Below are 14,339 nucleotides of genomic sequence, written 5' to 3' on the forward strand. Positions count from 1 at the left end.
GAGGCGGTTGCATTCGCAACTGAAACGCCGCCACAACCGCGGTTGTCGCACTGCACAATCTATGCTCTATTCCTAGTCCGGCGTGCACGCGTCGATGCGACGCAAGGACCGTGGCGCTTCGATTCGGCGCCGGCCATCTGCCTCTCCACGGACTGCGATGACGACGATGCCGGAACTCCCGGGTCGGGGCCTCTACGACCCCGCCGACGAACGCGATGCCTGCGGATTCGGACTGATCTCGACCATCGGCGGCGACGCTTCGCGCGCGATCGTCGATGGCGCGCTGCAGGCGCTTTCGCGCATGGCGCATCGCGGTGGCATCGCGCCGGACGGGCTCTCTGGCGACGGCTGCGGCGTGCTGCTCTACGGCGCGGATGCGTGCATCGCCGAGCTCGCCAGCGAAGCCGGCCTGCTGTTCGAAGGCGAACATCGTGCGGCCGGCATGGTGTTCCTGCCGCACGACGGCGACGCAGCCTCGCGGTGCCGCGGCGTGTTCGGCGACCTCCTCGTTGCGGCCGGGGTACGCGTCGCCGGCTGGCGCGAGGTGCCGGTCGACATCGACGCCTGCGGCGCACTGGCGCGGGCATCGATGCCGCGTATCGAACAGGTGTTCGTGGACTGCAGCGGCATCGACGTGCGCGCCTTCGAGCGTGCCCTGTATCTGGCGCGTCGCCGCGCCGAAGTCGCATTGAGCGGGGTCGAGGACTTCTACGTGGTCGGGCTGACGCCCGGCCTGCTCGGCTACAAGGGCATGGTCCTGCCGGCCCATCTGACCCGGCTGTTCCCGGACCTCGCGCGCGCCGACCTCACGGCGAAGACCGTGGTCTTCCACCAGCGCTTCTCGACCAACACCCTGCCGCGCTGGCGGCTGGCGCATCCCTTCCGGCGACTGGCGCACAACGGCGAGATCAACAGCATCGAGGGCAACCGCCGCTGGGCGCAGGCGCGCCGCGGCGTGTGGGCATCACCGTTGCTCGACATCTCCGAGTTCGACGAGACCGTGACCATGCATGGCTCGGATTCGCAGACCCTCGACAACATGCTCGAGTGGATGCTGCTCGGCGGCATGGACCTGCTGCAGGCGATGCGCATCCTGATGCCGCCGGCCACGCAATCGCTGGAATACAAGGACGCCGACCTCGCCGCCTTCTACGAGTACTACGCGATCAACTCCGAGCCGTGGGACGGCCCGGCCGGCGTGGTGATGTGCGACGGCCGCCATGCCGCGTGCACGCTCGACCGCAACGGGCTGCGCCCGGCGCGCTGGACGCTGTCGAGCGACGGCATCTTCGTCATCGCATCGGAGGCCGGCGTCTGGGATGTCGCACCCGAGCGCGTGCAGGCCAAGGGCAAGCTCGGTCCCGGCGAGATGATCGCGATCGACCTGGCCGCCGGCACCCTGCTCGACAACGACGCGATCGACGCGGTCAACCGTGCCCGCGCGCCGTACAAGCAATGGCTCAAGGGCGGCATGCGCTACCTGCACACCGAACTGATCGACCCCGCGCTCGCCGCCGAGCCTTTCGCGCCCGACACCCTTCTTGCGTTCCAGAAGCTGTTCCAGCTCACCCGCGAGGAACAGGAGTCGGTGCTGCGGCCGCTGGCGGAGACCGAGCAGGAAGGCATCGGCTCGATGGGCGACGACGTGCCGATGGCCGCGATCAGCCAGCGCGTGCGCCCGCTCTACGACGTCTTCCGCCAGGCCTTCGCCCAGGTCACCAATCCCCCGATCGATCCGCTGCGCGAAGGCGCGGTCATGACCCTGTCCACGCAGATCGGGCGCGAGGGCAACATCTTCCTCGATCGCGCCGAGAACGTGCACCACGTCCTGCTGAACTCGCCGGTGCTGTCGCAACGCAAGCTGCGCGAACTGCTGGCGCTGCCGCGCTTCGCCGACGCGAACCGGCTGCTCCATCTCTACTTCGATGCCGACACCGAGACGCTCGAATCGGCCCTGCACCGGCTGTGTGCCGAGGCCGAGGCGGCAACACGCGCCGGCGTGGAAATCCTGCTGCTCAGCGACCGCTACCCCAGGCGCGGCTCGGTGCCGGTGCATGCACTGCTGGCGACCGGTGCGATCCACCTCCACCTGGTACGCGCGGGCCTGCGCTGCGACGTGAACCTGCTGATCGAAACCGGCACCGCGCGCGACCCGCACCACTTCGCCTGCCTGATCGGTTTCGGCGCGACGGCGGTCTATCCCTACCTCGCGTTCCAGACCCTGCACGCACTCGGCCGGCGCGGTGTGCTGGCGACGAAGGTCGGCAACGAGGCGTTGCAGCTCGGCCGCAGCTACCGCCGCGGCATCCGCAAGGGCCTGCTGAAGATCATGTCGAAGATGGGCATCGGCAGCATTGCCAGCTACCGCGGCGCGCAGCTGTTCGAGATCGTCGGCCTGGCGCCCGAGGTCGTGGCGCTGTGCTTCGAGGGCACGCCCTCGCGCATCGGCGGCGCCGGCTTCGCGCGCCTGGAAGCCGATGCACGCCACCTCGCCCAGCAGGGCTGGGACGACACCGCCCTGCCCGAGCCGGGCGGGCTGCTGCACTACGTGCACGGCGGCGAGTACCACCAGTTCAATCCGGACGTGGTGACCTCGCTGCAGCGCGCGGTGCTGACCGGTGATCGCGCCGACTGGAAGCGTTACTCGGAGTTCGTCGACACGCGCGCCCCGGCCGCGCTGCGCGACCTGCTGCGCCCGAAGGCCGCGGCTGCACCGGTCCCGCTGGACGAGGTGGAACCGGTGTCGGCGATCGTGCGCCGCTTCGACTCGGCGGCGATGAGCCTGGGCGCCCTGTCGCCCGAGGCGCACGAGGCGCTGGCGATCGCGATGAACCGGCTGGGCGGCCGCAGCAATTCCGGCGAAGGCGGCGAGGACCCCGAGCGCTACGGATCCGAGCGTCGCAGCAAGATCAAGCAGATCGCCTCGGGCCGTTTCGGCGTCACGCCGGAATACCTGATCAATGCCGAAGTACTGCAGATCAAGATTGCCCAGGGTGCCAAACCCGGCGAGGGCGGCCAGCTGCCGGGCAGCAAGGTCAATCCGCTGATCGCGCGCCTGCGCTATGCCAAGCCCGGCATCGGCCTGATCTCGCCGCCGCCGCATCACGACATCTATTCGATCGAGGATCTTGCGCAGCTGATCTTCGATCTGCGCCAGGTCAATCCCGATGCGCTGATCTCGGTGAAGCTGGTCAGCCATGCGGGGGTCGGCACGATCGCCGCCGGCGTGGTCAAGGCGGGCGCGGATCTGATCACGATCTCCGGGCACGACGGCGGCACCGGCGCGAGCCCGCTGGGTTCGATCCGCTACGCCGGCGCGCCCTGGGAACTGGGCCTGTCGGAAGCGCGCCAGGCGCTGCAGTTCAACGACATGCGCGGGCAGGTGCTGCTGCAGACCGACGGCGGCCTGAAGACCGGGCTCGACGTCGTCAAGGCCGCGCTGCTCGGCGCCGACACCTTCGGCTTCGGCACCACGCCGATGATCGCGCTGGGCTGCAAGTACCTGCGCATCTGCCATCTCAACAACTGCGCCACCGGCGTGGCGACCCAGGACGAGCGCCTGCGTGCCCATCACTACAAGGGCTTGCCCGAGCGCGTGGAAACGTTCTTCCGCAACGTCGCCGAAGACGTGCGCGAACATCTGGCCGCGCTTGGCGCGCGCTCGCTGGGCGAGATCACCGGCCGCACCGATCTGCTGGAACAACACCTGCGCCACACCCGCGAGGCGGTCGACATCGACCTGTCGATGCTGCTGCGCCGCGATCCGGACAAGCCGCTTTCGTACTGCGGCACGCCGGCGTTGCAGGCACCACCCGACGGCCTGGCCGCGGCGCTCGATGCGAATGTGTCGAAGATGATCGAACGCGGCGACGGTGGCGCATTCGATTCGAGCATCCGCAACACCGACCGCAGCATCGGCACGCGCCTGTCCGGCCTGATCGCGCGGCATCACGGCAACACCGGCATGAGCGGCTCGCCGGTCACGCTGACGCTGCGCGGCACCGCTGGCCAGAGCCTCGGCGCATTCAATGCCGGCGGCCTGCACATCGATCTGGAAGGCGAGGCCAACGACTACGTGGGCAAGGGCATGGCGGGCGGGCGCATCGTGCTGCGCCCGCCCGCGGGCAGCGTGTTCGAATCGCGCGATACCCCGATCCTCGGCAACACCTGCCTCTATGGCGCCACCGGCGGCGAGCTGTATGCCGCCGGCCGCGCGGGCGAACGCTTCGGCGTGCGCAACTCCGGCGCGGTCGCGGTCATCGAAGGCGCCGGCGACCACTGCTGCGAGTACATGACCGGCGGCGCCGTCGCGGTGCTCGGCCGCATCGGCCTGAACTTCGGCGCCGGCTTCACCGGCGGCATCGCCTACGTGCTCGATCTCGATCGTGATTTCGTCGACCGTTACAACCACGAACTCATCGACATCCTGCGCGTTACGCCCGAAGCGTTCGACAACTACCGTTCGCACCTGCGCGATCTGATCGACACTCATGCACGTCTGACCGGCAGCGCGTGGAGCGGCCGCATCCTCGACGAGTTCCGCGATTTCGTCGGCAAGTTCTGGCTGGTCAAGCCCAAGGCCGCGAGCCTCGAGGCGCTGGCCGAAGACCTGCGGCGGGCGGCGTGATGTCCGCGCGATTCGCCCTCGCCCTGTCCGCTGGCGCCGGCTGTCGTGGCGTGCACACCGTGCCGGCGATGTCCACACCCTTCGCCGCGCGCATCTGCCGGGCGTTTGATGTGCCCACCGGCGCGGCGCGCGTGCAGGAGTCCGATCGATGACCAAGCGCGACGTCTTCCGCTTCCTCAACGAACCCCGGGAGATGCCGGCCAAGCTGCCATTGGCCTTGCGCACCGAGGGCGACTGGAACGAACTCTACGGGCGGTTCGAGGACCGCCAGGCCGCGCACCAGGCCGACCGCTGCCTGGACTGCGGGATTCCGTACTGCGAAGCCAAGTGCCCGGTGCACAACTACATTCCCAACTGGCTCAGGCTGGTGCAGGAAGGCCGCGTGCTGGAAGCGGCGGTGCTGGTCCACGAAACCAATCCCCTGCCCGAGATGTGCGGCCGCGTCTGTCCGCAGGACCGGTTGTGCGAAGGCGCCTGCACGCTCGACGACGGCTTCGGCGCGGTGACCATCGGCGCGGTCGAGAAGTACATCGTCGACTCCGCGTTCGCACAGGGCTGGCGGCCCGACCTGTCCAAGGTCGTCGCGACCGGGCGGCGCGTGGCCGTGATCGGCGCCGGGCCCGCCGGCCTGGCCTGCGCGGACCGCCTGGTACGCGCCGGCATCGCCGCGGTGGTGTTCGACCGCTACGAGCAGGTCGGCGGCCTGCTGCAGTTCGGCATTCCGAACTTCAAGCTCGACAAATCGGTGATCGCGACGCGGCGCGCGGTGCTGGAGGGCATGGGCATCGAGTTCCGCCTGGGCGTGGAGGTCGGCCGCGATATCGGCATGGATGCACTGCTCGCGGAGTTCGACGCGGTTTTCATCGGCACCGGCGCCTACCGCTACACCGATGGCGGACTGCCAGGCCAGGACCTGCCCGGCGTGCTGCCGGCGCTGCCGTTCCTGGTGAACAACGGCCGCATCGTCACCGGCGGCGATACCTGGGGCCGCCCGGTCGCGGGCTGGGAAACCACGCTGGCGCTGCCTGACCTGCGGGGCAAGCGCGTGGTCGTGCTCGGCGGCGGCGACACCGGCATGGACTGCGTGCGCTCCGCCGTGCGCCTGCGCGCGGCCAGCGTGACCTGCGCCTACCGCCGCGACGAGGCCAACATGCCGGGCTCGGCGCGCGAGGTCGCCAACGCGCGCGAGGAAGGCGTGCGTTTCCTGTTCAACCGCCAGCCGCTGGAGATCGTGCCGGATACGGCCGGCAGGGTCGCCGGTGTGCGCGTGGTCGAGACCCGGCTGGGCGAACCCGATGCCAATGGCCGTCGCAGCGCGGTGCCGATCGATGGCACCGGATCCCTGCTCGAGGCCGACGTCGTGATCATCGCGTTCGGTTTCTCGCCGCAGGTGCCCGACTGGCTCGACGGGCACGTCGAGGCGCCCGGCAACGGCCGCATCGGCGTTGGCGGCGAGCGTCGCCTGCCCTACCAGACCGCGCACCCGAAACTGTTCGCCGGCGGCGACGCGGTACGCGGCGCGGATCTCGTGGTCACCGCGGTCCAGGAAGGCCGCGACGCCGCGGCCAGCATCGCGCGGATGTTGCGGAAGGCCGCGCGCCCGGCCAGCGCGGCGCTCGACGTCATCTGACGCGCCGCATGGTCGCCCTGGCGCTCGAGCAGCGCGGGGTAGCGGCCCGCCGGGACCGGTCGTGGCCCGGGTCGGGCATCCCGCGCAGAAGGCCGGACCTCTCCCGCATCGCAACACCGCAGGCGTAGCGACGGGCGCGCTGACGGCTCGCGCATCGGCTACCCCAAGGTCCGGGCCCCCGCCCCCCTCGCGCTGAACCGGAGCGTCGCCATGTCCTGCGGGACTTGTGCGGGGCGCTGGAGCTTGCATGATGTCCCCATGCGCCAATCCCTCCGCCCGCTCATTGCCTCCGCGTGCCTGCTGCTGTCGGCCGTGCCGGCGATGGCGCAGTCAACGGGCCAGGTCACGGTCTATCGCTGCACCGATGCCGGGGGAAACGTGACCATCGGCGATTCGCCGTGCGCCCGGGGGCAGACGCAGGAGATCCGCAACATGCTGCGCCCGGTCGACGGCGCGCCCCCGCCCGCGCGTCCCGCGGGACCGACCGCGCCTGTCGTCGATGCGCCGGCGCCGCAGGTCATCGTCATGCGGCCGCCGCAGCCGATGTACCGCTGCGTGCGGCCCGACGGCAGCCGCTACACCAGCGATTCGTCGGAAGGCAATCCGCGCTGGGTGCCGCTGTGGACGATGGGCTATGGACCCCCGGTACGGCACGGACCCTCCACGCGCGTGGGCGTCGAGGTGGGCGACGGCAAGGGCCGCCTGGAGATCGACAGCCGTCCCGGCCACCGCCCCGGCCCCCCTCCGATGCCGCGCGGCGGTTACTACGGCGCCGGCACCTGGATCCGCGATGACTGTCGGCCGATGCCGCAGGGCGAGATCTGTGGCCTGCTGAGCGACCGCCGCGAGGAAATCCGCCGTCGTTTCTTCAATGCGCAGCCGACCGAGCGTGCCGAACTCACCCGCGAGGAACGCACGATCAACGCGCGTCTGGCGCAGGACTGCGACCGTTGATGCGGCGCGTCCTGCTGCTCGCCGGGTTCGCGTGCGCCGTGTCGGTGGCAGGCCGTGTCGACGCAGAGACCACGGTGATCTATCGCTGCACCGATGCGGCCGGCGCGGTGACGTTCCAGAACGGCACGCCCTGCCCGGCGGGCCAGACCCAGCAGCGTCGCGTGGTCGAAATGGCCACATCGATGCCGACCTACGTCGCCCCGCCCACCGCGCCCCCGGCACCGCCGCGGGTACCCTTGATCTCGACCCTGCAGGCGCCGGCAACCGAACGGGCCAGCACCGACGAGCCGCCGCCCCCGCCCCCCGCCCTGTACACCTGTCGCGTCCACGACAACACCACCTACTGGCGTGAGGACGACACGCCGCCATTGCGTTGCCGGCCGTTGCCGACCGTCGGCATCGGCGGGCTGCCCGGCATGGGCGCAGGCCAGGCCTGCGAGCAGGTGGCCGATGTCTGCACGGCAGTGCCCGAGGCGGCGCTGTGCAGCAGCTGGGAGACGCGGGTGCGCGAAGCCGAGTTCCGCTGGCGCTTCGCGCAGGCCCGCGAGCAGCCGCCGCTGCGCCTGGAGTACGAACAGCTGTTCTCGACCTGGCGCGACAGCAGCTGCGGCCCGGGCGCCGGTGTCGCGCCCGCGGCCGGCTAGAGCCAACGCGGTACGGTCGCCCGGTCGGCGTCGTACTCGGATCCGAAGCAGGCGCAGGCGCGCCTCCTCGAACGGGATGATCGCGTGCTGCAGGGCCAGCACCGGCAGCGGCAGCACGGCCAGCGCCCACGGCAGATCCAGCATCAGCGCCAGACCGACGTAGGTGAGCGGCCTGGACCAGGTAGATCGGGGTGGGCGCCAGCGGAACGGGGCCGCGCAGGATCGGCCGCGCCGACGTGCGGGGGAATGATCGTGGTCCGGCGCCACGCGAACGGCGCGAGCGCCCACACGACCAGCACCAGACCGGCGTCGGCCAGCAGCGCGCCGGCCAGATGCAGCGCAGCGCCGATGCCTTCCGGCGCCAGCAGCAGGCCGAACGCGTACTGCAACGCGGCGCCGGCGGCGAAGGCCAGCACGAACTGAAGCGGCGAGCCGGCCGTGGCGCCCGCCACCGCGTCGGCGCAGGCGTCGACGTGCTGCGCACCGGCCATGGCGCACGCGGGGCGATGTCCAGCGGCTCAGAAGCCGTGGCGCAGGAAGCCCCCGTCGACCGCGATGCATTCGCCGGTGATGTAGCTCGCGGCCGGCAGGCACAGGAAGGCCACTGCGGCAGCGACCTCTTCCGGCTCTCCGATCCGGCCCATCGGGGTACGCATCAGCACTTCATCGAGATAATCCGGGTCGGCCAGCGGCTCGGAGGTGCGCCGGGTACGGATGTACCAGGGCGCGACCGCGTTGACGCGTACGCCGTCCTCGGCCCATTCCACTGCCAGATTGCGGGTCATCTGCTGCAGCGCGGCCTTGCTCATGCCGTAGGCGACGCCGGTGCGCACGTGGGTCATGCCCGACACGCTGCCGACGTTGACCACGCTCGAGGTCGCATGCTGGATCAGCAGCGGATGCGCATAGCGTGTGAGTTCGAAGGCACTGAACACGTTGACCTCGAAGATCTCGCGCCACTCGTCCTCGCTGTACTCGGTGGCCGCCCGCGAGATGTTGCCGCCGGCGTTGTTGACCAGGATGTTGAGGCCGTCGCCCTGGTCCTCCACCCAGTCGAGGATCTCGCGCCGCTGGTCCTCGTCGACGACATCGGCGATCAGCGCGCGCACATCGGCGCCGGGAAACTCCTCGACCAGATCGTCGCGGGTGGATTCCAATGCATCGCCGTTCCGGCCGACGATCAGAACCGTCGCGCCGAAGCCTGCGAGCTCGCGGGCGATCGCGCGCCCGATGCCGGCGCTGCCGCCGGTAACCAGAGCCAGTTGCCCATCCAGGCGCCAGCGGTGCGGATCCATCGACAAGTCCCCGATCTGTGTCGGCGTTAGGATAGCGCCGAGCCTCCCCGCAGGAGTACCGCATGTCGATGCCACGTTCGCCCGCAGCCGCTTCGCGTCTTTCGCATGCCGTGATCGCGGTCGCCCTTCTCTCGACCACCGCGGCCTGCACGCCGCCGCCCGATTCGCCGACCGAGAAGCCGACGGAGCCGCAAGCCGCGCAGCTGCGCGATGCGGTTCGCGCGCCGCTCGAGGCCGCGCAGAAGACCCGGCAGTCGGTCGATGCCGACGCGCAGCGCACGCGCGAGGCGATCGAGGCTGCCGGCGGCTGAGCCGCCGCCGGCGCGCCGGCTCACCAGTCCGTGGGTTTGTAGTCCTTGAGGAACTGGCCCCAGACATGGGTGCCGGTATTGATGCCGTCGATGATCGGATCGACGATGCGCGCCGCGCCATCGACGATGTCGAGCGGTGGATGGAAGCGTTCCTCGACGATCTTGCGCTCGGCGATCTCCACCGGATCCTCGTCGGTGACCCAACCGGTGTCGACGGCGTTCATGTGGATGCCGTCGCCGTGGTAATCCGCGGCCGAGGTCCGCGTCATCATGTTGAGCGCGGCCTTGGCCATGTTGGTATGCGGGTGCTTGGTGGTCTTGAAGTTGCGATAGAACTGCCCCTCCACCGCGGACACGTTGACGATGTGCTTGTCCCGGCGCGGCGCTTCACCCTCGGGCGTGCGCAGCATCAGCGTCTTCAGGCGCGCGTTGAGGATGAAGGGCGCAACCGCGTTGACCAGCTGGGTCTCCAGCAGCTCGACCGCCGGCACTTCGTCCATCTGCAGGCGCCAGGAATTGCGGCCACGCAGGTCGACCTGCTGCAGGTCCTTGTCGACGCGTCCTTCCGGGAACAGATGCGCCTGTCCGACCAGTTCGTCGGCGAGCAGTGGCACCTGCGACAGTTCCGCCGCGCGCGCCAGGCCCGCGCGGCTGGTGTCGCCGGCCACCAGCGACTGGCTTCCACCGGGCAGCAGATCCGCCGCGCGCAGACCCTCGTAACCGCCGACGAGCCTGCGGACGTGTTCGGGCAGCGTCTCGATCGCGGCGGTCTCGCCGGCCATCATGTGCGCATAGAACGCCGGCGGGCGGCGCACGGTCTGGCAGGCATTGTTGATGATGAAATCGAGCCGGTCGCGGGTGGCGACGAGTTCGGCGCAGAAGGCCTCCACGCTCGGCGTATGGCGCAGGTCGAGGCCGAACACCTCCAGCCGGCGGCCCCATTGCTCGAAGTCCGGCTCCTGCGCGTAGCGCTGGGCCGAGTCGCGCGGGAAGCGCGTGGTGACGATCAGCGAGCAGCCCGCGCGCAGCAGCTTGAGACCCGCCTGGTAGCCGATCTTGACCCGGCCGCCGGTCAGCAGCGCGACGCGCCCGGTGAGATCGGCGGTCTCGGTGCGCTTGAGGAAGTTCAGTTCCGCGCAGGTCGGGCACAGCTGGTCGTAGAAATGATGGATCTGCGTGTACTTCTGCTTGCAGACGTAGCAGTGCAGAAGTTCCGGCGATTCGGCATAGGCAAGCGGCTCGCTCGCGCAGTTGCGCGGATCGTGCTGGCCCGGCGGCTGCGGCGGGAAATAGTTGGGCGTGGTGAATACCGGTTTGCGACGCAGCGTGCGGATGCCGGTCCGGTCGAGGAGTTCCTCGGTGCGGCGCACCTTCTCCCGGTTCGCTTCGCGCAGGGCTTCCTTGGCCTGCTTGCGGCGCGCGCGCGGCTCGGGATGGTGCACGACCGCGACGGCCTGCAGCAGACGGATCCGGTCGGCTTCGGGCAAGGCGTCGAGCACGCTGCGGTCGTCGCGGATCGCCTCGAGCAGTTCGAGCGCGGCGCGGGCGCGCTGCGGCAGGGAGTCGTCGGCATCGGATGCCGGGAGCGGGGCGGAGATCGGATTCAAGAGGGTGTCCAGGAGCGTGCGCGACAGCCGCAGCGTGGCGCGCCGGGGTCGAACGGGTCAAAAGCGTGCGGTGCAGCAGCCGGGCGGCCGTCGCGGGCATGGTGTGGTCGCGGGGGTGCGAAGCGCCTGCCCGGTGACCGCGCAGCAGGTCCGGTGGACCTGCGACCGGGCCATTTTCACCGATCGGCGGGGGCTGTGCCATCGGCCGGTGGTGCGCCAGGCGAGGCCAGAACCGACAGCGCGAGATCAGGCGCCAGAGCAGGAGACGCTTGAACCGTCATCCGTGCGCCGGCACGCCCGTCGAAGGCGGGGCGGCGCCGATGGTCCGGCTAGGCGAGCGCAGCACTCTCCGGCAGCTGGAGTGCGCCGCGCCGACGATCGCAAGCCGGCCGCGCAGAGCGTTCAGGCAGCCCGTGCAAGGGCGTGCTCAGGCTTGAGGGTGACCGGTCGCGGCGGACGGGTCGACATTCGCGGGCCGGCTGGCAGCCGCCTCCCGGACTACCTGGACACCTGCCGGGGCGTACGCCCGTCTGGCAGTGCGCGCCGGCGGCGCATGGGCATCGGACGGGCCGGCCCTGGCCGCCTCTCTAGCGCGCCACCGGACGGTAGACGATGAAGATCACCAGTTCCTCGTCGCCGAGCTGCTCGAGCGCATGACGATCGCCGTTGCGGGTGAGGATCGCATCACCCGGCCCGACCTCGCGCACGGTGTCGTTGAGCGTCAGCCGGCCACGCCCCGACAGCACGTAGTAGATCTCGTCCTTGTCGTTGACGTGGTCGCCGATGGTTGCGCCGGGGTGGAAGGCGCGCTTGCGGAAGACCAGGTCGAAACCGGTGGCATCGCTGAAGAACGGATAGGCGGTGGTCGTGCCGAGACCGTCGTGGGGGCCGGGCTGCTCGATCGCGATGTCGCGTTCGTTGACGACCACCGAGGGCGAGACTGGCGTCGCGGGCGGCGCTGGCAGCGCATGACAGTCGGCCGCGGTCACCGCCTTGACCGGCGCGGCCGCATCGATCCCGCGCCATCCGGCCGCAACGAGGCAGGCCACGGCGTCTGCGCCGGCCTCGCTGAAATGGGTGCCGTCGGACTTGCCCTGCTCGGGCACGAACATGAAGAAGGGCTTGGCATCCTGTTCGCCATGGTGGCGGATCCAGGCGCTGGAACTGCGGTCGAGATCGATCAGGGGCACCTTCTCGCGCGCAGCCAGTGCCTGCATCGCGAGCGTGTAGCGTCCATGGGTATCGAGCAGCGAACGGAAGTCGTAGAGCATCCGCGCCGCGGGCGTAATGAGCACGGGCGTGGCGCCACGGCTGCGCGCGGTGTCCACATAGCGCTGCAGCAACCGCGGATAGTCGGAATCTGGATCGGTGTAGCGGCTGGCGTCTTCGCGCTTGGCGTCGTTGTGGCCGAACTGGATCAGCAGGACGTCACCCGCCCGCAGCTCGGCGGCGATGGCATCGAGCCGGCCTTCGTCGATGAAGCTGCGCGTGCTGCGCCCGCCTACCGCATGGTTGCGGACCTCCCAGCCACCGGTCGTCCAGGCCTGCAGTTTCTGGCCCCAGCCGGCCTGCGGCGCACGTTCCGGGCCATAGGCGGCGGCGGTGGAATCGCCGGCGATGAAGATGCGGTGGGTGACGGGCGCCGCGGCGGACGCACTTGCCGCAACGGTCAGCAGCATCAGCGACAGGAAACGGATCATCGTGGGCGGCACTCCGTCGAACCGGATCGAACCGCAGGCCGCCGCACGATGGCGGCGACCTGCAGCATGTTGCGATGTCGCGCGGCGCGTTACTTGCCGAGGACTTCCTTGACGTAAGCCACGATCGCCTCGTCCTTGGCGTTGTCGAAGAACGCCTTCTGGAAGCGCTCGCCGCCGACGGCCTGCTTCACCAGCTCCTGGTCGATCGCCTTCAGGCCTTCGACGAAATCCTTCGACGCGCCCTTCTTGACGTCCGCCAGGATGCCGGCGTTGGTCATCTGCGATTCCTTGCGCTCGGCCGGATAACCCTGGCCGCGCTCACCGTCGAACGCCTTCTCGAAGATGTAGCGGATGTTGATTTCCGCGCCCCAGCCGTAGCCCTTGGCGAACGGCAATGCCAGCGCGTTGCCGTTGTTGACCTGCGCGAACAGGAACGCGTCGGTCGGCTCGATGCAGTAGCCGCAGTACACGCCCGGCCAGGCGTTGAGCGACATCATCGCGCCCTGGCCCGTGCCGCAGCCGGCGACGACGAAATCGACCGCCTTCGAGTTCAGCAGCAGTGAGGCGCAGATGCCCAGGTGGATGTAGGTCAGGCGGTGGTCGTTGTCGCCGTCCATGCCGACGTTGAAGACCGTGTGGCCCTTGTCAGCGGCGACCGTGTTGAGCTGCTCCAGCACGACCGGGTTCTTGGCGGCCTGGCTGAATTCCTGCATCAGTGCGATTTTCATGGCGTGTCTCTCTTGCGTGTTCGAAGGGGGAAAGAACGACGGGCCCGCCGATGTGGCAGGCCGGTCGCAGAACGTGGGTGGATCAGCGCGCGAGCCAGCCGCCGTCGACCGGGATCACCGCACCGTTGACGTAGTCCGACGCGCGGCTGGCGAGGAACACCGCCGTGCCGCCGAGATCGGACGGCTCGCCCCAGCGCGCGGCCGGGATGCGGTCGAGGATCGCCTTGTTGCGGGCCTCGTCGGCGCGCAGCTGCGCGGTGTTGTCGGTGGCCATGTAGCCCGGCGCGATGGCGTTGATGTTGATGCCCTTGCCGGCCCACTCGTTGGCGAGCAGGCGCGTGATGCCGGCGATGCCCGACTTGCTGGCGGTGTAGGACGGCACGCGGATACCGCCCTGGAAGGACAGCATCGACGCGATGTTGATGATCTTGCCGCTGCCCTGGGCGATGAAGTGCCGGCCGATGGCCTGCGACAGGAAGAATGCGGACTTGATGTTGACGTTCATGACGTCATCCCAGTCCTGCTCGCTGAAATCGACCGCATCGGCGCGGCGGATCAGGCCTGCGTTGTTGACCAGGATGTCGACGCCACCGAGGCCATCGAGCGTCTCCTGCAGCAGGCGCGGCACCGGCTCGATGCTGGTCAGATTGGCCTCGATCGCCACGAAGCGGCGACCGAGTGCCTTGACCCTGGCTTCGGTTTCCGTGGGCGGGCTGATACCGGCCGCGGCGATGTCCGCGCCGGCCTGCGCCAGCGCCACTGCGATGCCCTGCCCCAGGCCGGTGTTTGCGCCGGTGACCAGCGCGACCTTGCCTTCGAGGCTGAACGGATTGCTCATTGATT

11 protein-coding genes are annotated in these 14,339 nt (G+C 69.8%); 5 read left to right on the top strand and 6 right to left on the bottom strand.

All coding sequences use genetic code 11. The features are described from left to right. Positions 1–166: 166 nt before the first annotated feature. The 4 genes from gltB to CNR27_RS15485 all read left to right on the top strand — a co-directional run bounded on the left by gltB (position 167) and on the right by CNR27_RS15485 (position 7,855). Positions 167–4,627 carry a glutamate synthase large subunit gene (gene gltB / locus CNR27_RS14445; RefSeq protein WP_222843151.1) on the top strand — a complete coding sequence of 1,487 codons (4,461 nt, stop codon included), beginning with the start codon at positions 167–169 and terminating at the stop codon, positions 4,625–4,627. A 148-nt stretch (positions 4,628–4,775) separates the two neighbouring features. Further along, on the top strand, positions 4,776–6,257 hold the full coding sequence (locus CNR27_RS14450; RefSeq protein WP_096299882.1) for an FAD-dependent oxidoreductase: 1,482 nt from the start codon (positions 4,776–4,778) through the stop codon (positions 6,255–6,257). 258 nt (positions 6,258–6,515) lie between these two features. After that, positions 6,516–7,211, top strand: a complete 696-nt coding sequence (locus CNR27_RS14455; protein ID WP_157745520.1) for a DUF4124 domain-containing protein — start codon at positions 6,516–6,518, stop codon at positions 7,209–7,211. Continuing rightward, positions 7,211–7,855, top strand: a complete 645-nt coding sequence (locus tag CNR27_RS15485) for a DUF4124 domain-containing protein (protein ID WP_179948193.1) — start codon at positions 7,211–7,213, stop codon at positions 7,853–7,855. Before CNR27_RS14455 ends, CNR27_RS15485 begins: the two co-directional genes overlap by 1 nt. A gap of 143 nt (positions 7,856–7,998) precedes the next feature. Here the strand turns inward: CNR27_RS15485 and CNR27_RS15490 are convergent, their stop codons facing one another. Next, on the bottom strand, positions 7,999–8,346 hold the full coding sequence (locus CNR27_RS15490; RefSeq protein WP_179948194.1) for a hypothetical protein: 348 nt from the start codon (positions 8,344–8,346) through the stop codon (positions 7,999–8,001). Positions 8,347–8,373: 27 nt separating this feature from the next. Beyond that, the gene (locus CNR27_RS14465) at positions 8,374–9,150 is read right to left on the bottom strand and encodes an SDR family oxidoreductase (RefSeq protein ID WP_096299886.1); all 777 of its coding nucleotides are present in this window, start codon (positions 9,148–9,150) and stop codon (positions 8,374–8,376) included. A gap of 62 nt (positions 9,151–9,212) precedes the next feature. On the opposite strand from CNR27_RS14465, the gene CNR27_RS14470 reads away from it, so the two are divergent. Then, positions 9,213–9,461, top strand: coding sequence for a hypothetical protein (locus CNR27_RS14470; protein WP_096299888.1), 249 nt, complete (start codon positions 9,213–9,215; stop codon positions 9,459–9,461). A 20-nt stretch (positions 9,462–9,481) separates the two neighbouring features. On the opposite strand, the gene CNR27_RS14475 is transcribed toward CNR27_RS14470, so the two are convergent. The 4 genes from CNR27_RS14475 to kduD all read right to left on the bottom strand — a co-directional run bounded on the left by CNR27_RS14475 (position 9,482) and on the right by kduD (position 14,334). After that, entirely contained in the window at positions 9,482–11,068 is a 1,587-nt protein-coding gene (locus CNR27_RS14475; protein ID WP_096299890.1) for an SDR family NAD(P)-dependent oxidoreductase, read from the bottom strand. Between the two features lie 587 nt (positions 11,069–11,655). Continuing rightward, positions 11,656–12,768, bottom strand: coding sequence for a GDSL-type esterase/lipase family protein (locus CNR27_RS14480; RefSeq protein WP_096299892.1), 1,113 nt, complete (start codon positions 12,766–12,768; stop codon positions 11,656–11,658). A gap of 89 nt (positions 12,769–12,857) precedes the next feature. Next, positions 12,858–13,496 (bottom strand): RpiB/LacA/LacB family sugar-phosphate isomerase, encoded by a 639-nt coding sequence (locus tag CNR27_RS14485; protein WP_096299894.1) that lies wholly within the window; start codon positions 13,494–13,496, stop codon positions 12,858–12,860. A gap of 82 nt (positions 13,497–13,578) precedes the next feature. Beyond that, positions 13,579–14,334: a 2-dehydro-3-deoxy-D-gluconate 5-dehydrogenase KduD gene (gene kduD / locus CNR27_RS14490; protein WP_096299896.1), complete on the bottom strand. Its 756-nt coding sequence runs from the start codon at positions 14,332–14,334 to the stop codon at positions 13,579–13,581. Positions 14,335–14,339 lie beyond the last annotated feature (5 nt).

It is taken from the genome of Luteimonas chenhongjianii, assembly GCF_002327105.1.
GTDB lineage: Bacteria > Pseudomonadota > Gammaproteobacteria > Xanthomonadales > Xanthomonadaceae > Luteimonas > Luteimonas chenhongjianii.

What these genes read in the sequence shown, in the direction of transcription:
- CNR27_RS14465 (WP_096299886.1), bottom strand. Translation starts at nt 9,150, where the DNA reads ATGGATCCGCACCGCTGGCGCCTGGATGGGCAACTGGCTCTGGTTACC.
- CNR27_RS14485 (WP_096299894.1), bottom strand. Translation starts at nt 13,496, where the DNA reads ATGAAAATCGCACTGATGCAGGAATTCAGCCAGGCCGCCAAGAACCCG.
- gltB (WP_222843151.1), top strand. Translation starts at nt 167, where the DNA reads ATGCCGGAACTCCCGGGTCGGGGCCTCTACGACCCCGCCGACGAACGC.
- CNR27_RS14470 (WP_096299888.1), top strand. Translation starts at nt 9,213, where the DNA reads ATGTCGATGCCACGTTCGCCCGCAGCCGCTTCGCGTCTTTCGCATGCC.
- CNR27_RS14455 (WP_157745520.1), top strand. Translation starts at nt 6,516, where the DNA reads ATGCGCCAATCCCTCCGCCCGCTCATTGCCTCCGCGTGCCTGCTGCTG.
- CNR27_RS14450 (WP_096299882.1), top strand. Translation starts at nt 4,776, where the DNA reads ATGACCAAGCGCGACGTCTTCCGCTTCCTCAACGAACCCCGGGAGATG.
- CNR27_RS15490 (WP_179948194.1), bottom strand. Translation starts at nt 8,346, where the DNA reads ATGGCCGGTGCGCAGCACGTCGACGCCTGCGCCGACGCGGTGGCGGGC.
- kduD (WP_096299896.1), bottom strand. Translation starts at nt 14,334, where the DNA reads ATGAGCAATCCGTTCAGCCTCGAAGGCAAGGTCGCGCTGGTCACCGGC.
- CNR27_RS15485 (WP_179948193.1), top strand. Translation starts at nt 7,211, where the DNA reads ATGCGGCGCGTCCTGCTGCTCGCCGGGTTCGCGTGCGCCGTGTCGGTG.
- CNR27_RS14480 (WP_096299892.1), bottom strand. Translation starts at nt 12,768, where the DNA reads ATGATCCGTTTCCTGTCGCTGATGCTGCTGACCGTTGCGGCAAGTGCG.